General features: G+C 41.5%; 14 protein-coding genes. All 14 read right to left on the bottom strand.

The features are described 5' to 3' along the window. Positions 1-4: 4 nt before the first annotated feature. Entirely contained in the window at positions 5-898 is an 894-nt protein-coding gene (locus ACFIK6_RS05530; RefSeq protein ID WP_375619631.1) for an outer membrane protein assembly factor BamD, read from the bottom strand. A gap of 158 nt (positions 899-1,056) precedes the next feature. Then, positions 1,057-1,941: a UDP-3-O-acyl-N-acetylglucosamine deacetylase gene (gene lpxC, locus ACFIK6_RS05525; protein WP_375677449.1), complete on the bottom strand. Its 885-nt coding sequence runs from the start codon at positions 1,939-1,941 to the stop codon at positions 1,057-1,059. 213 nt (positions 1,942-2,154) lie between these two features. Next, positions 2,155-3,927, bottom strand: coding sequence for a cell division protein FtsZ (ftsZ, locus tag ACFIK6_RS05520; protein ID WP_375677448.1), 1,773 nt, complete (start codon positions 3,925-3,927; stop codon positions 2,155-2,157). Positions 3,928-3,990: 63 nt separating this feature from the next. Further along, on the bottom strand, positions 3,991-5,292 hold the full coding sequence (ftsA, locus tag ACFIK6_RS05515) for a cell division protein FtsA (RefSeq protein WP_375677447.1): 1,302 nt from the start codon (positions 5,290-5,292) through the stop codon (positions 3,991-3,993). Beyond that, positions 5,289-6,200: a cell division protein FtsQ/DivIB gene (locus ACFIK6_RS05510; RefSeq protein ID WP_375656809.1), complete on the bottom strand. Its 912-nt coding sequence runs from the start codon at positions 6,198-6,200 to the stop codon at positions 5,289-5,291. Before ACFIK6_RS05510 ends, ftsA begins: the two co-directional genes overlap by 4 nt. After that, on the bottom strand, positions 6,188-7,108 hold the full coding sequence (locus ACFIK6_RS05505) for a D-alanine--D-alanine ligase (RefSeq protein WP_375677446.1): 921 nt from the start codon (positions 7,106-7,108) through the stop codon (positions 6,188-6,190). Before ACFIK6_RS05505 ends, ACFIK6_RS05510 begins: the two co-directional genes overlap by 13 nt. Before the next feature lie 239 nt (positions 7,109-7,347). After that, positions 7,348-8,325 (bottom strand): UDP-N-acetylmuramate dehydrogenase, encoded by a 978-nt coding sequence (gene murB, locus ACFIK6_RS05500; protein ID WP_375656811.1) that lies wholly within the window; start codon positions 8,323-8,325, stop codon positions 7,348-7,350. After that, positions 8,303-9,730 (bottom strand): UDP-N-acetylmuramate--L-alanine ligase, encoded by a 1,428-nt coding sequence (gene murC, locus ACFIK6_RS05495; protein ID WP_375677445.1) that lies wholly within the window; start codon positions 9,728-9,730, stop codon positions 8,303-8,305. The genes murB and murC overlap by 23 nt, the downstream gene beginning before the upstream one ends. Further along, positions 9,714-10,850 (bottom strand): UDP-N-acetylglucosamine--N-acetylmuramyl-(pentapeptide) pyrophosphoryl-undecaprenol N-acetylglucosamine transferase, encoded by a 1,137-nt coding sequence (locus ACFIK6_RS05490; RefSeq protein ID WP_375677444.1) that lies wholly within the window; start codon positions 10,848-10,850, stop codon positions 9,714-9,716. The genes murC and ACFIK6_RS05490 overlap by 17 nt, the downstream gene beginning before the upstream one ends. Beyond that, complete coding sequence (locus tag ACFIK6_RS05485) at positions 10,843-11,997, bottom strand: FtsW/RodA/SpoVE family cell cycle protein (protein ID WP_375656814.1); 1,155 nt, start codon at positions 11,995-11,997, stop codon at positions 10,843-10,845. Before ACFIK6_RS05485 ends, ACFIK6_RS05490 begins: the two co-directional genes overlap by 8 nt. Before the next feature lie 144 nt (positions 11,998-12,141). Then, a complete protein-coding gene (gene murD / locus ACFIK6_RS05480) occupies positions 12,142-13,536 on the bottom strand; it encodes a UDP-N-acetylmuramoyl-L-alanine--D-glutamate ligase (protein ID WP_375677443.1) in 1,395 nt (464 codons plus the stop codon). Between the two features lie 4 nt (positions 13,537-13,540). Beyond that, positions 13,541-14,611, bottom strand: coding sequence for a phospho-N-acetylmuramoyl-pentapeptide-transferase (gene mraY, locus ACFIK6_RS05475; RefSeq protein WP_375642102.1), 1,071 nt, complete (start codon positions 14,609-14,611; stop codon positions 13,541-13,543). A 21-nt stretch (positions 14,612-14,632) separates the two neighbouring features. Beyond that, positions 14,633-16,054, bottom strand: coding sequence for a UDP-N-acetylmuramoyl-tripeptide--D-alanyl-D-alanine ligase (gene murF / locus ACFIK6_RS05470; protein ID WP_375642101.1), 1,422 nt, complete (start codon positions 16,052-16,054; stop codon positions 14,633-14,635). Next, positions 16,051-17,502: a UDP-N-acetylmuramoyl-L-alanyl-D-glutamate--2,6-diaminopimelate ligase gene (locus tag ACFIK6_RS05465; RefSeq protein WP_375642100.1), complete on the bottom strand. Its 1,452-nt coding sequence runs from the start codon at positions 17,500-17,502 to the stop codon at positions 16,051-16,053. Before ACFIK6_RS05465 ends, murF begins: the two co-directional genes overlap by 4 nt. Between the last annotated feature and the right edge of the window lie 17 nt (positions 17,503-17,519).

The following is a 17,519-nucleotide window of genomic DNA, read 5'->3' as shown; positions in this document are numbered from 1 at the left end:
AGAATCAACGCACCCTCTTCTTATCACCACCTAAAGCATTTGAGATCCAAGAAGATTTATGCTCGCGGGGCGATATTTTATTCTTCTGCAAGAGATTATAAGAAAATTTATACCATTCACTTTTGGGATAATTACGTCCTAAAATAGCTGCTGCCGTCTGTGCTTCCGCCGTTAAGCCGAGAGCAAGATTAACCTCTGTCAAGCGGAAAAGTGCTTCTTCAATTTGATTTGTATCAGAATACTCTTCAACCACGGTACGAAACCGTCTGCTTGCTGCAAGGTAGCGCCGCCCCTCTTCATAATAACGGCCAATCTGCATTTCTTTACCAGCCAGCTGTTCGCGCCCAAAACGAATTTTATCCTTAGCATCCTTGACATATTCAGAATTAGGATAACGCTCTATAAGGAGCTGCATAGCAGCAATAGCACGTTTCGTATCACGTTGATCACGCGTAACATCCGGAATCCGACGGAAAGAAGAAAGACCAATAATATAGTACGCATAAGCGGAGTCAGTAGACCCTGGATAAAGAGTAATATAGCGTTGAGCCATACTAATTGAATCATCATACTTTCCAAGTCGATAATTAGTAAAAGCACCCATGACCAAAGATTTACGCCCCCAGTCAGTATAAGCATACTGCTTTTCAATCTTCAGAAACTTCTTCGATGCATCGCCAAGCTTCCCACTCTCAAGGCTAGCAAGAGCCTGATTATATAAAACATCTGGTGGCTCTATTTTTAAAACATAAGCAGATGGATCAAGGGTATTTTTCTCTTTAAAGAGGCATCCCGCCAACATACAGGTGCTTCCCAAAAGCACCACCCCCAATATCTTGCGTACAATGTTAGATTTTCTATATGTCATATTTCCAATGCACACATGAGATTTTTTCATAGTTTTTCCGGCCTCCACAGAATATCACCTTGTAGCAAAAACAATTTATCAAAGCTTTTATACCATATCACTTTAAAATCCACATAACCAATTTAGCAGTTTAGGTCAATCATCCCCTTAAAAATCAAATAAACGATAAAAAAATCTTGTCATTTTTTTTACTCTTTCTCTAAAAAGCTTTTATCGTAATATGATTCGTCTGCCAAAACAGCCTTCACCAATTGCGCATTAATTCTATGTCCACTACAATAAGAACGAAATAATCCAATAAAAGGCGCCCCAAGCAAAGCAGTATCACCAATCGCATCAAGCATCTTATGCCGAACACATTCATTCTCCCAATAAGGACCATCGGGATTTAAAATTTTATCATTAAGGTCGATAACAAGGGAATTTTCCAAAGAAGCGCCTCTCGCCTTTCCAGAAAGCCTTAATTTTTCCACGTCTTTGATAAAACCAAAAGTGCGCGCACGTGACAAATCATCTCTAAACCCTCGTGTGGTAAGATCAAAACTGAAATGTTGCTTACCAATAGCAGAAGAAGGAAAAGAGATCGTTATATCAAAACGACGTCCATCGAATGGCAAAAACTCTGCAAAACCATGAGCTCCTTCAACCCGCAATGGCTTTTTTATAATGAAATAAGAACGCAACGCATTTTGCTGTACAATGCTAACATCTTCAAAAGCTTGGCAATATAGCCACGCTGAACCATCCAAAATAGGAATCTCATTATGTGACACTTCAATAACAAGATTATCCAAATTATAAGCAGCAATTGCTGCCATCAAATGTTCAATTGTTTCAACCCTTACATCTCCATCTCCAAGTACCGTTGATAATTCAGTTTCTCCTGTTTGCGATGCATGGGCTTGAAATATTTTCTCTGTTCCGCCTAATCCACAACGCTTAAAAACAATACCACAGCCAACATCCGCTGGACAAACCTTTACCACTGACAAACAGCCACTGTGAACGCCAATCCCCTTAAATGTTACTGCTTTTTTAAGAGTAGACTGATATTTTGGCATCAAATTCATCATATTATTTTATTGCATTGCGTTTACATCTTTTAACAAAATTTATAAAACTATAAAAAATATTCATAGTAAATAATAAAAAAAACCGCTTATTATAAGCGGTTTTTCAAAAACAAAGTATTTTATCCCAAAAACAGCAATATATTTTACTGTATAATTTTTGACTGAGCATCAAAGAGGTAATAAAATTGCTTACTTTGCCTCATTTTTCATCAATTAATTTGCCTGACGACGTAAAAATGCTGGTATTTCCAACTGATCTTCTTCACTTATAAAAGTACGCTGATCTTGTGGTACCTGAGGGTGCAGCTCACCAGAACGACGTGGAACATAAACAGAAGCATCTTGAGAAAGCGCTTGAGAATTTTTATTGTAAACATGAGACTCTTGCTGCTGAGATGATCTAACAGCAGGCTCCAACCTCGCTTCTGGCTCTTCTTCTTCACGATGCGTCAAGCTCTGTTTCAAACGCTGCCAAAGATTACGAGGACCTTGATCAGTCACAGATGTTCTTTGACTTTGCCCATGAGCAACAGGAGGAAAATCCTTTAACTCAGGCATACGCATTGGAGCCCGCGCTTGCATCTGTTGCATTTGTTTTGGTTGCACTGGCTTTTCTTTTTGCTTCACACCCCCTGTCATCTCATCAAGAACATGCGCTGTTGCTTCCATACTCACGGGAGCCGTCATAGCCTGTTGAAAACCACGGCTTACTTGCATACGGGGCACATTTGATCTCTGTTCCTGAACAGCATTTGAACCATACGCAACAGCATTCGTTGCACTTCGTGTCGTCATTGCTTCTGCAGGATGTGCAAAAATTTGACTTTTGGGACGGAACTGTTCTCCGGTTGATTTGCCCTTCTCTATTTCAAGTGATTCGATCACTTCTACCATTGACTCAGAACGCAGAGGCGATGACTGAACATGAAAAGAACTGTGCGACGTTCCAGGATCGCTCTTGCGTATTGGAGAAGCAGGCCTTTGAATCTGAGGATGAGAGGACTGAACCACATCACTAACTTCACGATCAATACCGGTAGCAACCACAGAAACACGAATAACGCCTTCCAATGACTCATCATCAATAGCACCAAAGATCACATTCGCATCAGCATCCACTTCTTCACGAATACGATTAGCAGCTTCATCAACCTCAAAGAGAGTCATATCACGACCACCCGTAATAGAAATCAGTAAACCACGCGCCCCACGCATAGAGGTATCATCCAACAATGGGTTTGCAATAGCAGCTTCAGCCGCAGCCAAAGCACGCCCATCACCAGATGCCTCACCCGTTCCCATCATGGCTCGACCCATTTCGTGCATAACAGAACGAACATCAGCAAAATCAAGGTTAATCAAACCCTCTTTAATCATCAAATCCGTAATGGAAGCAACACCAGAATAAAGCACTTGGTCAGCCATAGCAAAAGCATCAGCAAAGGTTGTCTTATCATTTGCAATACGGAAAAGATTTTGATTGGGAATAACAATCAATGTATCGACAGACTTTTGTAATTCTTCAATACCAGCCTCTGCCGTTTTCATACGACGTGCGCCTTCAAACTGAAACGGCTTTGTCACAACACCAACAGTCAAAATACCTTTTTCACGTGCTGCGCGAGCAACAACAGGAGCAGCCCCTGTTCCAGTTCCTCCCCCCATACCAGCAGTAATGAAAACCATATGAGAGTCTGCAAGATGATCAATAATTTCATCAATACATTCCTCTGCCGCCGCTTGTCCAACTTCCGGTAAAGCACCAGCACCCAACCCCTCTGTCACAGCGGCTCCAAGTTGAATAACACGTTCAGCCTTTGACATAGCCAAAGCCTGTGCATCCGTATTTGCAACAACAAAGTCAACTCCCTGAAGACCAGCATTTATCATATTATTCACGGCATTCCCGCCACCACCTCCAACACCAAAAACGGTAATGCGTGGCTTCAATTCCGCGATATCTGGCCGATGCAGATTAATCGTCATTTTCTTTTCCTTCTCATAAGACACCGCAAGCCAAAGCGATGAAATTTATCCAACTAGACTTAACTAAAAACTCTCACGCAACCACTGACCAACACGCTGAAAATACCCACGCGTGCCCATCGATAAATGATTTCCTGCCGCCTGCATTGTTTTTTCTTCAAAACCCACCAATTGCGGATAAATTAACAACCCAACAGCAGATGTAAACGCCGCCCCTTTTGCAAGAGAAGGAAGCCTCGAAATACCTAAAGGCCGCCCGATACGAACATTTCTTCCTAATATAGTACGTGCCATTTCTGGCAATCCTGTTAACTGGCTTGCTCCCCCAGTCAAAATAACACGTTTACCAATGATGTGACCAAACCCAGAACGATTTAAACAATCACGGACCATTTCTAAAATTTCTTCAACACGCGCACGAATGATACGCCCAAGAACCGCGCGAGGATATTGAGTTTCACGCTGTTCACTCCCAATTTCTGCTACATTAATCATTTGTCGCTCATCAGCACTTGTTAAAAGTGCTGAACCATAAACAACTTTTAAACGTTCTGCCTCTGTTAAAGACATAGAAAATCCGCGCGCAACATCAAGAGTGACATGATGCCCCCCAACAGCAAGAGCATCCGCATGAATAAATTTTCCCTCAAAAAACACTGAAAATGTTGTTGTTCCACCACCAAAATCAATACATGCAGCCCCTAAATGCGCCTCATCATTCATCAAGACAGCAAGACCACTTGCAAAGGGAGTAGCAACCATTGCTTCAACACTCAAATGTGCACGATTAATACAAGTTTCTAAATTACGCAAAGAGGCTGTTTCTGCTGTTACCACATGCACGTCGACACCAAATATTTCCCCTGCCATGCCAATAGGATCAGAAATTCCTTTATCTCCATCCAACACATAAGAAACTGGAACTGTGTGCATAACATGACGTTCAGCATCAAAAGCTTTACGCGAAACATCTGAAAAGGCCATACGCATATCACGCTTGGTGACTTCACGACCATTCAAATGGACCTTTCCATTAATCAAAGCACTTTGTAATCGACTTGAGGAAAAATTCACAATCACTGAATCCACCACCAAACCCGCCATTTTTTCTGCCGCATCAACAGCCAATCTTATTGATTGTTCTGCTGCAAACATATCCATGACAACACCGGATTTAATACCGCGTGAACGCTGCACTCCAAAGCCTAGAATCTCCATAGAATGTGTCCGACCATGTAAATAGTGCGCATGCTTCAAAGGACGCAAACAAGCAATAAGACAAACAATCTTACTTGAGCCGACATCAAGAACCGTTAAAAAACGTGTCTTACGCCCCCCCCGATGATGTGATCTAAGCAACATCATGGGTTTCCTGCCTTTCGTGCCTTCAAAGTACGTTCTTCTTCTGCTACAGCAGCATGATAACGCTCCAACGTTTCATCTGATAGAGAAACAGTAATTCGATCAGCAAGACGTAAATCAACACTGAGAATATCGCGCGATAAAAGATCTTGCATTGTACCAGAGGAAACAAGAGAGGAAAGCCTTTCAAGGGCACCATTTTCAGGCAACATAACGCGCATTCCATTATCCAAAACAAGATCCCAACGTCGATTACCTACCCGCACAAAAGCACGAATACGATCATATACTTCCGGATAGACTGACAGCACTTGAATAAACTCTTTAGCAGCATTTTGCGCACCCTGCCCAACCACAAGAGGCAAATCCCGAGCAATTTCTCCTTTAAAGGGCACAATAACACGACCTGTATTATCAATAATATCCATTATGCTATCATGTTGCCAAATGGCATAGGGTTCACGCTCCACGATGGAAATGCGCATTCTATTGGGATAAATTTTCTGAACATTTGCTGATTGAACCCAAGCCTGTTTTTCCAAAAGAGAACGTGCTCTTTCAACATCAAAAGTGAATATAGAAGGCGCAACATCAAGTTTTAAAATTTTAAAAATATCCTGCTTTGCCAAACGCTTATTACCGCTTATATCGACATGAGTGACCACAAAACTACTATCCGATATGATCGTGTTTACGATCACAGCCATCTGACCACTTGATGAAAGTCCATAAAAAGCCGTAGCAAAGAAAAACCATACAACAGCAAAAGAGCCGAAATGGCGTGGAATATGAATATTGACAAAAACAAACTCAAACATAAACCGAAGAAAACGACGATAAAGACGTGGCAAAGCCGGCACTGAAAGCACCCCCATCGGAACATTTGTTTTATTAACATTCAACGCATACATGATGCGTCCTCCACCATCCATTGAACAATATCGCCGTAAGTACGGCCGCTCGCTTTTGCAATATCAGGAAGAAGAGACGTCGATGTCATACCGGGTTGTGTATTAATTTCAAGCCAAACCAATTCTCCCGTTTTTTCATCAAAACGAAAATCAGAACGGCTAACACCTCGACACCCTATCGCCTGATGGGCTGCTAAAGACATTCTTTGCACACTTTGGTAAATATTTAGTGAAAGTTGTGCAGGACAAATATGAAGAGAACCACCCGTTTTATATTTTGAGTCATAATCGTAGAATGAAAAGTGTTTATCGGGAAGAATTTCACACACATCCAGCACTTCATTCCCCAAAACAGCACAAGTTAATTCACGACCAGGAATATATTTTTCAATCATCACCTCATCGGCATATCCCCACTCATCTCCCCCAACATTATGCGGCGGTGCAGCTTCATTCCCTTGGACAACAACAACACCAAAACTTGATCCTTCACACACAGGTTTAATTACATAAGGAGGCTCCATGGGATGCGTTTGCCCCAGAGCAAAGCGGCTCATGATACAAGAAGGAGCAACACAAACCCCAACATTTGCAACGATAATTTTTGCGCGTCCCTTATCCATTGCCAAAGCAGATGCCATCACGCCAGAATGGGTATAAGGAATTTTTAAATATTCAAGAATCCCCTGAATCCGGCCATCTTCACCAAATGGACCATGCAATGCATTGAAGACAATATCGGGCTGCAACTTTTCAAGAACAGAAGCAATATGAGCGTCAACATCCACGCGGCTCACGCGATACCCCTGCACCTCTAGAACATCAGCACAAGCCGCCCCTGAAGATAAACTTACAGACCGTTCAGAAGAAAAACCTCCCATTAACACAGCTATATGTTTATCTTTCATAATAAATCACCCTCTTTTGTATACTATATGTAGTCTATATAGAACACATCAGCACCACATACAGAAAAAAACAAAGTTTATTCTTGCGAATCAATAACCTAGCATTTTTCATAATGAATCAGACTCAAAAGCCTGATGCAAGAGATTCTTTGTTAATTTATTGATTCTTAATAGAAATTTTTTATTATCTCTTTGAAATGACTCAATTTTTTATTTGCACTTTTTTAGTGAATAATAAATCAATCAAATGGATCAAAAGGAGGAACACTTCGACCACGCTCAAATTGACCGATACGCTCTATTTCCCATTGTAAAAGATGGGCTGAATTTGCAAAAACACGCGCACGCACTGTTTCTCCCAATGCTTCAAGATCATATCCTGTTGCTTGCCCTGTATTAATCATAAAATTACAGTGCATTTCACTCATTTGAGCGCCACCAATTCGTAAACCACGACACCCTGCTTCATCAATCACGCGCCACGCAGATCCATTCTCAGGATTTTTAAAAGTTGATCCCCCTGTCTTTTCACGAATAGGTTGCACTGTTTCTCTGTGGAGGGAAACTTCATCCATAGCAGCACGAATATCATCTTTATTACCGAGTTCACCTTCCAATAAAGCAGCCGTAAAAATAAAATCTTTAGGAATATCACAATGGCGATAGGAATAATGCATATCTTTCAAACTCAAGATATGACGTTGTCCTTTACGATCCAGAGCATAGACCTCGACAACACGCGCTGCGGTTTCAACACCATTCGCCCCCGCGTTCATTTTGAGAGCTCCTCCAAGACCTCCAGGAATACCATGATAAAAATGGAAACCTGCAATTTCAGCTTCTAAAGCGGCTGCAGCTAAATGTTTATCCGCTGTACCAGCACCAACTAAAAAGCCTTTTGGAGAAACTTGCTGCACTTGCCCAAAATTTTTTGGCGAAAGACGAATCACAACACCAGGAACGCCTCCATCACGCACCAAAAGATTAGAACCGATACCGACAATTGTCACAGGAACAAATTCAGGCAAATTTTGAAGAAAGAGAGCCAAATCTTCTTCATCAACAGGCTGATAAAAAAGCTCTGCCAACCCGCCCGTGCGAAACCACGTTACCTTACGCATCTCAACATTAGGTGTAAGTTTGCCTCTCACGCCACCCAACAGCGGTTGCAATTGCGCCAATAGCGCCTCACCATCAATGTGCTGAAAATTTATCATGACCATCCAATACCGCTAACTGATGAGGCAACGCACAAGCCCATTGTGTGATATTGCCAGCACCAAGAAAAACAACATAATCCTCTGCCTGAGCAAATTTTGAGACAAGAGACACGACATCTTCCAGACCATGTATCAAGCGCACATCACGGTGACCCGCCATTTTAATATGCTCTACCAATTCTTGAGAACCAAATCCTACAATAGGCTCTTCACCAGCCGCATAAACGGGCGTAATCAACACTGTATCTGCATCATTAAAACAAGCAGCAAAATCATCAAATAAATGATACAAACGTGAATACCGATGGGGTTGTGCAATGGCAATAACACGCCCTTTTGCACTCTCACGTGCTGCACGCAAAACAGCCTTTATTTCAACAGGATGATGTCCGTAATCATCAAATATTTCAATACCTCGCCAACTTCCTGTTCGCGTAAAACGCCGTTTTACTCCGCCAAATTCTGCTAAACCCCTTTTTATAGCTTCATTTGAAATGCCAAGTTCATGCGCAATAGCAATAGCCGCCGTTGCATTAGCAACATTATGCTGTCCTGCCATGGGCAAAAGCAAATTTTTCAACTCAATCTTTCTTCCTGTTTTGCGTGAGCGAACAAGAACATCAAAATGCGTTTTTTGACCATCCATCGAAAGATTAAGAAAACGAACATCCGCTTGTGGATTTGCACCATAAGTGATCACCCAACGATCATCAATACGGCCCGCCAATGACTGAACCTCTGGATGATCAAGGCACAAAACAGCAAAACCATAAAAAGGAACATTTTCTACGAATTGCCGAAAAGCCTCACGCACAGCATCAAAACTTCCATAATGATCCAAATGCTCAGCGTCAATATTAGTAATAACAGCAATATCAGCAGGCAGCTTTAAAAATGTACCATCACTTTCATCAGCTTCAACAATCATCCAATCGCCATCTCCTGTACGAGAATTCGTACCATAAGCATTAATAATACCACCATTAATTACCACTGGATCAAAATGACCAGCATCAAGCAGGGCTGCGACCATTGATGTGGTTGTTGTTTTACCATGTGTACCACCCACCGCAATTGCACGCCGAAACCGCATCAGCTCCGCCAGCATTTCTGCACGTCTAACAAGCGGCAAATGTCTTTCCTTTGCAGCAATATACTCAGGATTTGTTCTTTTAACGGCAGTAGAAAAAACAACAACCTCTGCATTCCCTAAATTTTCAGCACAATGACCTATATGAACGCTAATTCCTTTTCTCCGCAAACGTTCAACATTTGTACTTTCAACTTGATCTGACCCTTGAACTTTATAGCCAAGATTATAAAAAACCTCCGCAATTCCACTCATACCGATCCCCCCGATTCCGATAAAATGGATAACGCCTATATCAAGTGGCATTTTCATTTAAAAGCTCCTCTTTTATATCTGACAACAATCGCCCTGCAATTAAGGATTCAGCCATATCAGCAAGGCAACGGGTTGCATGAGGTTGCCCAACTTTTTTTGCAGCAAGCGCTTGTTTTTCCAATAAATGGGGCGCACAACAAGCGTGCATTAAAAGAGAAAAAAGCTTTTGTGCATTTAAATCTTTTTCTAATACAATTTGCGCACCACCTACACGAGCAAGCAGAGCTGCATTGGCAGCCTGATCATGATCTAAAGCATGGGGATAGGGAACAAGCAAAGCAGGTCTACCAATCACCGCTATCTCACAAACGGATGAAGCCCCAGCGCGCGACAAAATAAAATGAGCATGTGCCATACGTTCAGCCATATCATCAAAGAAAGGAGCAACCTCTGCTTGTACGCCCATATCACGATAGATTTTAATCAACCCTCCTGCTTCACCGCGGACTTGCTGCACAATTCGTAAACGTTTACGATTCTTATCATCGAATAAAGCAATAGCTTCTGGAACAATATGTGAAAAAGCAGAAGCCCCTTGGCTACCTCCAAAAATCAAAAAATGAAATGGCTCTTCACCAGTTGAGGGATGATAAGGAATTTTGGCCGCCTTCAACACAGACTCACGGACAGGATTCCCCGTCAAAAGTATTTTATGAGCATAAGCGCCACTTGGCGACAACAAACCACCAGCGATTGCACGCACAAAAATTGCCAACGCCCGATTAGCACGCCCCATAACAGCATTTTGTTCATGAATAAATGTTACACGCCTCGTTAAGGCCGCAATAAAAAGAGGAGGAAAGCTCGGATACCCCCCAAATCCTCCAACAAGAACAGGACGTAATTTATAAAACAGCGCCAACGATTGCCCCATACCCTTTAGCAAAGACCAAAACGTCTTTATCAGAGCAAAAGGATGACGTCGTATAAATGTTGCCGATGAAACGATATGAGTATGCTCTTCATCAAAGCACCGAACAAAAGGACGTGCTCTTTCATCTGTTATTAAATGAACATCATATCCACGCTTCCTTAATTCAACAGAAAGGGCTTCAGCAGGAAAAAGATGTCCACCTGTACCACCAGCCACCAAAACAATAACTTTTTTATCATTCATAAGGGGTATCCAAGACAGAAGAGGAAGAAAAAGCTGAAAGGCGTGCTTCTGGCCAACGACGTGTTAAACTAAGCAAAATGCCCATTGAAAACGCAATCGCCACCATCGAAGAACCACCATAAGAAATAAAAGGCAATGTCATGCCTTTTGGAGGAATTAAGTGAAGATTAACGGCCATATTAATAGCTGATTGAAAGCCAATCATCATTGCTATGCCAGTAATACCAAGACGTATAAAGGAATCACGTGTATTCATAGCTATATACAATGAACGCATAACAATAAAGCCAAACAGCATCATAATTAATAAACAAAGAATAATACCATATTCTTCAGCAGCAACGGAAAATACAAAATCTGTATGGCTATCAGGAATGATACGTTTTACTGTTCCCTCACCCGGCCCTTGCCCAAACCAACCACCATTCAAAATAGCCTCACGGCCTACATCCACTTGAAAAGTATCTCCTTCACCTGTCAAAAAACCATTGATACGCTCGCGCACATGATGCAGAAAAAAATAAGCTAAAATAATTCCTACAACGCCTAACATGAGAAAGAGAAAAATAATGGTAAGAGGTACACCAGCAATAAAAAACAGCCCTCCCCATGTTGCACTTATTAAAACTGTTTGTCCAATATCAGGCTGCAAAACCAGAAGCACACAACAAATGCCATAAAGTACAATCGCTAACGTATAACCTAGAATTCCTCTCCTGCGTATCTGTTCCGAAAAAAGCCAAGCGGACATAACCACAAAAGCTGGCTTCATAAACTCTGAAGCCTGTACAGAAAAACCAAATAGCTGAATCCACCTCCGTGCTCCCTTTAATTCTGGACCCCAAAATAAGGTTGCAACCATAAGAGCAAGCGTTACAATGAGCAAAAGAGCACATAAACGGCGAATATTAGAAAGCGAAAAAAAAGAAATGGTAACCATCGTAAAAAATGCTGAAATGCTGAAAATGATATGCCACCGAACAAAATAAAAACTATCAGCAATTCCGATTTTTTTTGCAATAATAGGGCTGGCAGCAAAAGACAGCATAATGCCAATTCCCATTAAAATTAAACAAGCTGCAAAGATAGAGCGATCAATCGTCCACCACCAATTAGCAATTGGATCTCTATCTGCACGCGTCACCATGATATCCACCTTATCCATTTTATAAATTGTCTCAAAGTGAGATGGTTCCCCAGCCTGTTTAGCAAACACTTTAAAAACTAAATTACACAAAAAAAGATTCTGGAGTCTTAACGCAAAAATATTTTTTTATAACTGATGCTTTTTTTATTGTAACTGCATCACAAAAGAGACAAATGCTTCGCCTCGCATTTCATAATTTTTAAATTGGTCATAACTTGCACAAGCAGGTGACAAAAGAACCGTCACCTCTTTTGCCTTACAACCCGTTGCGTCAACAGCTGCTTCACGCACCGCATTTTCCAAAGTTAAGCTCATAGAAAAGGGAAAAGCAGATCCAATAGTGCGAGCAAATTCTTCCGCCGCACTCCCAATCAAATAGGCTTTACGAATTTTAGGAAAAAATTCTCTAAGAGACTCTATTCCTCCCTTTTTTGCCTGTCCCCCAACAATCCAAAAAATATCATTAAAGGTGGAAAGCGCAGGAGCTGTTGCATCTGCATTAGTCGCCTTGCTGTCATTGATAAACAAAACCGCCCCCATTTTACGCACCTGCTGCATACGATGATCCAGCCCTTTATAATTTGCTAAATGCTTGTTCATAGAGGGATCGGTTATTTTTAAAGCCTGCAACGTTGCTAACGCCATAAGAGCATTTTGCGCATTATGACGTCCGCGCAAAGCAGTCATAGACGCCAAATCAGCAAGCATATGGCGCTGTCCTTGACAAACAGAAAAGAGCTTGGTCCCATCGGCATAAAAACCATTTTCAACAAAATGATCTTTAGAAATTGCCTCAATTTTCTTCCCCTCATGAAGCAACTGTTGATATAAAACCCGACAAGCGGCATCATCAACTGAAATAAAAGCCTGAGAAGCCTGAGCAATCAGATGCCTTTTGGTTTGCACATAACAGGCAAAACTTCCATGTCGATCAATATGATCAGGTGTGAGATTTAATAAAAGTCCAATGGTCGGCTGAAGAGAGGGAGTAAGATCAATTTGAAATGATGAACATTCAATCACATAGATACGTTTTTTAACAAATGGCTTAAGCGTCAATATTGCTTTTCCGATATTTCCCCCCACCTGTACATCATAGCCCATTTTTTCCAACAAATGCGCAAGTAAAGATGTTGTGGTTGACTTCCCATTCGTCCCCGTAATCGCAATGAAAGGAACATCTTGGTCACAAAAACCATAACGCTGTAAAAAATGATGGCGCGCACGCACAAATAATTCAATATCACCGATAATTTCTATATTTTTTTTTCGTGCTTTTTCAACAACCCAATGGGGTTGAGGATAACTTAAAGGAACTCCAGGAGCTACAATCAATGCAACAAATTCTGACCAATCTTCATAACGGAGATCTCGCGTTGGAATATTGTGCCGAAAAGCCATTTGCACGCTTGAAGGACTATCATCCCACGCCACCACTTCTGCACCGCCACGCATCAATGCTTGTGCCGTTGCTAATCCAGACTTCCCCAATCCAAATAAAGCAACTTTTTGTCCTTTATAACACGCAACAGAAATCAAAATCTCACCGCAATTTAAGTGTTGAAAGACCAATGAGAGCGAGAACAATTGAAATAATCCAAAAGCGTATCACAACTTGGCTTTCAGTCCAGCCTTTTTTCTCAAAATGATGATGTATCGGTGCCATAAGAAACACGCGTTTTCTTGTTAATTTGAAATAACCAACCTGAATAACAACCGAAAAAGCTTCCACAACAAAAAGCCCACCAATAAGAACCAAAACAATTTCGTGCTTCGTAGCAACCGCAACAGTCCCTAAGAGTCCTCCAAGAGCCAACGAACCAGTATCTCCCATAAAAATAGCTGCAGGTGGTGCATTAAACCATAAAAAACCAAGCCCTGCCCCAACAACAGCTCCCAATAAAACAGCCAATTCACCTGCTCCCGATACATAATGGATTTGGAGATAATCAGCAAAATTCATATTACCAGAAAGATAAGCAATCAGAGCAAAAGACAAGGCTGCAACCATCACAGGAACAATAGCAAGCCCATCAAGTCCATCCGTCAAATTAACCGCATTACCAGTCGCGACAATGACAAAAGCAGAAAAAGGAATAAAAAACCAGCCCAAATTGATAAGATAATCTTTCAAAAAAGGCAAAGCAAATCCAGATGAGCCAATTTTCAAGATGACAAAAGCAGCAATTGCGGCAACACAAAACTCCAAGCTTAACCGTGCTTTCCCAGAAAATCCTTTGTCTGTTTGTTTTGTGACCTTAAGATAATCGTCATAAAATCCAATTGCCCCAAAAGAAAGCATAACCAATAGCGATACCCAAAAATAAATATTCGATAAATTACACCACAAAAATGCCGATACTACAATGCCAGTTAAAATCATTAATCCACCCATTGTAGGTGTTCCAGCCTTTTTAAAATGTGTTTGAGGGCCATCGGCACGAATCGGTTGCCCCTTACCCTGCCGCAATTTAAGAGAAGCAATGATGCTAGGTCCAAATAAAAAGACGATAAGCCCCGAAGTAAGCATAGCCGCTATCGTGCGAAACGTAATATAACGAAATACATTCACACCTGGAAGCCAATCACTAAACGAAGAAAAAAACAGCATCATGGTACAAAAAACCTCTTAAAACTATGAAGAAACCGCTTTATAGCGATCAAGCAATGCAGTCACAATATTTGATGAACAAAGGCCATTGGATGATTTAACCATAAGCAGATCCCCAGAAGAAATTTCTGCTAAAAGAAGCGATAAAATTTTCTCAATATTTTCAGCATAATGAACCTTAACACCAGCAGACAAATCACTGACTAAAGATTTCATCGCCTCACCAAATAGAAAAACCGGATTAGCACCGGAAAGACGTATTGGCTTTATTAAATCACGATGAAGCTTTTCACTATACTCCCCTAACTCTAGCATATCCCCTAAAATAGCAATTCGCCGCCCCTTTTTCCCTACAGGTCCTGTAGCAAGAAGCTCAAGCGCAGCACGCATAGAAGCAGGATTAGCATTATAGCTTTCATCAATGAGATAAAATTCACCCCCATTTGATAAAGACAGTCGATAACGAACACCTCGCCCCTTTTGAGAAGAAAAATGGCGAAAAGAAAGAAAAACAGGCTCTAACTCAACCCCCATAGCATCACAAGCAGCAATAACCCCTAAACAATTTTGCACAATATGGCGTCCGGGAGCACCAATTTGAACCTCCCTATCCCGCCCTCTAATATGTACAATCATAGAAGAACGATCGGTTAGAAGACGGATATCTCGCGCTTGATAATCAGCATTTTCAGTCTCACCAAAGCTCAAGAGCTTCTTTACACCGCATTTCTTTGCTCTTTGAACGAGATAAGAAAAAAAATCACTATCCGCATTTAAGATGGCAATGCCTTTCTCATCTAATCCTTCAAAAATTTCAGCTTTTGCCGTTGCTATTTCTTCAAGATTTTTAAAAAAACCCATATGTCCTGCACAAATATGCGTAATGAGAGCCACATGTGGACAAACCAGTTTGACCAGAGAGCGAATTTCATCTCTATGATTCATGCCAATTTCAAAGATACCATAATTACTCTCCATGGGCATCCGTGCTAAAGTGAGTGGAACCCCCCAGCAATTGTTTAAAGAAGCGAGATTCGCATGAACGTTCCCAGCCGTTGCAAGTACTTGTTTCAAAGCTTCTTTTGTCGTTGTTTTTCCCACCGATCCCGTTATCGCGATAATCTTAGCTCTTGAACGTTTGCGTGCCGCTTGTGCAAGTTTTTCTAGGGCTTGCAAAACATCAGGAACAACAATAAGTGGAGCAGATATCTTTTTCATATCCCTCAAACGGTGTTCCGCAACGATAAGAACGCCCGCACCTCGTTCATAAGCTTGCGCAGCAAAATCATGACCATCAAGATGATGCCCTTTAATGCAGAAAAAAATATCACCTTGCGCAAGAGTACGGCTATCAATGGAAACCCCAGAAAAGGTTTCTGGCATGCTTCCCATTACAACACCATTAATTGCAGTAACAAGTGCTTGCTTACCCCATAAAGCTGTCATTTCTTTCGGTCCTCTAGAGCTTCTATCGCTTTCAGACGATCTGAAAAAGGATAAGTTGTCTGCCCTATAATTTGGCCATCCTCATGACCTTTTCCAGCAATGATGAGTGTATCACCAACTTTCAAAAGCTCCACCGCGTAAGAAATAGCCTCACCACGATCTGCTATCTCTATTGCTGTTGGCACTGCCTGTAAAATATCTTTGCGTATTTTTTCTGGCATTTCTGTGCGGGGATTATCATCCGTTACAATAACAATGTCCGCTTTATCCGCCGCAATTTTTCCCATCAAAGGTCTTTTTCCTTGATCCCGATCTCCTCCACACCCAAAAACAACGATCAAACGCCCTTGCGTAAAGGGACGAACAGAAAGCAAAACCTGCTCCAAAGCTTCTGGTTTATGGGCATAATCAATATAAACAGGCGCATTATTTTCTGTCTTTCCGACAAATTCTAACCGCCCAGGTGCCCCCTGCAAAGTTTCAAGCGCAGAAAAAACCTTACGAGGTGAAACACCCGTTGCAATTGCTAACCCCGCTGCCATAAGTGCATTGGCTACCTGAAAATCTCCAGCTAAAGGCAAATCAAATGTATAAATATTGTTTTCCACACGACACTCAATACACTGTTTTGAGCGTTGATGTTCGACACGATTAATCGTGATAAATTGCCCCTTACGACCAATTGTCAAGACACGGCGGCGCGCTTGTGTAACAACATCAATAACCTTTTGTGAATAGACATCATCAGCAAAAATCAAAGCAGGAGCAGATACAGGCAAAAGTGTATCAAACAACCTCATTTTAGCCTGCAAATAATCCTCTACCCCCGTATGATAATCCATGTGATCTCGCCCTAAATTGGTAAAGGCACCAGCCGTTAAACGGACTCCATCAAGTCGTCCTTGGTCAAGCCCATGCGAAGAAGCTTCAAGAGCTGCATGAGTCACACCTTCATGAGAAATTTCACAAAGAAGACGGTGTAAGACGACCGGATCAGGTGTTGTGAGAGAACCATAAACATTCCGTTTAGGAGAAACAACACCAACCGTTCCTATACTCGCAGCACAAAATCCAACATGAGTCCAAATTTGCCGAATAAAAGAGACAACAGATGTTTTACCACTTGTACCAGTCACAGCAACGACCGTTTCAGGCTGAGAACCGTAAAAACGTGCAGCTGCCAACGCTAAACTATGACGAACATTAGAAACACGTAAAATGGGAACAGATAAATCCTCAAGAACAGCATGACAATCTGTAACAATTGCTCGTGCGCCACGCTTTATCGCATCATCTATATAGTGTCTTCCATCACTTTTTTTTCCTTGAACAGCGACAAAAACATAGCCTGGCAAGACTTGTCGAGAATCCGCACTAATTCCTGTTATTTCCATTGAAGAAAGATTCTGATCTTCAAGACATTCTGTAAAAACTGTTCCAAACAACATAACGATGCACCTTTGTA

This window comes from Bartonella sp. AS69XJJH (genome assembly GCF_042195585.1).
In the GTDB taxonomy this organism is placed as follows: domain Bacteria; phylum Pseudomonadota; class Alphaproteobacteria; order Rhizobiales; family Rhizobiaceae; genus Bartonella.
The sequence above is the reverse complement of the archived record's forward strand: the minus strand, read 5'-3'. Positions and strand labels throughout refer to the sequence as shown.

What these genes read in the sequence shown, in the direction of transcription:
- ACFIK6_RS05530 (WP_375619631.1), bottom strand. Translation starts at nt 898, where the DNA reads ATGAAAAAATCTCATGTGTGCATTGGAAATATGACATATAGAAAATCT.
- lpxC (WP_375677449.1), bottom strand. Translation starts at nt 1,941, where the DNA reads ATGATGAATTTGATGCCAAAATATCAGTCTACTCTTAAAAAAGCAGTA.
- ftsZ (WP_375677448.1), bottom strand. Translation starts at nt 3,927, where the DNA reads ATGACGATTAATCTGCATCGGCCAGATATCGCGGAATTGAAGCCACGC.
- ftsA (WP_375677447.1), bottom strand. Translation starts at nt 5,292, where the DNA reads ATGATGTTGCTTAGATCACATCATCGGGGGGGGCGTAAGACACGTTTT.
- ACFIK6_RS05510 (WP_375656809.1), bottom strand. Translation starts at nt 6,200, where the DNA reads ATGTATGCGTTGAATGTTAATAAAACAAATGTTCCGATGGGGGTGCTT.
- ACFIK6_RS05505 (WP_375677446.1), bottom strand. Translation starts at nt 7,108, where the DNA reads ATGAAAGATAAACATATAGCTGTGTTAATGGGAGGTTTTTCTTCTGAA.
- murB (WP_375656811.1), bottom strand. Translation starts at nt 8,325, where the DNA reads ATGATAAATTTTCAGCACATTGATGGTGAGGCGCTATTGGCGCAATTG.
- murC (WP_375677445.1), bottom strand. Translation starts at nt 9,730, where the DNA reads ATGAAAATGCCACTTGATATAGGCGTTATCCATTTTATCGGAATCGGG.
- ACFIK6_RS05490 (WP_375677444.1), bottom strand. Translation starts at nt 10,850, where the DNA reads ATGAATGATAAAAAAGTTATTGTTTTGGTGGCTGGTGGTACAGGTGGA.
- ACFIK6_RS05485 (WP_375656814.1), bottom strand. Translation starts at nt 11,997, where the DNA reads ATGGTGACGCGTGCAGATAGAGATCCAATTGCTAATTGGTGGTGGACG.
- mraY (WP_375642102.1), bottom strand. Translation starts at nt 14,611, where the DNA reads ATGATGCTGTTTTTTTCTTCGTTTAGTGATTGGCTTCCAGGTGTGAAT.
- murF (WP_375642101.1), bottom strand. Translation starts at nt 16,054, where the DNA reads ATGACAGCTTTATGGGGTAAGCAAGCACTTGTTACTGCAATTAATGGT.
- ACFIK6_RS05465 (WP_375642100.1), bottom strand. Translation starts at nt 17,502, where the DNA reads ATGTTGTTTGGAACAGTTTTTACAGAATGTCTTGAAGATCAGAATCTT.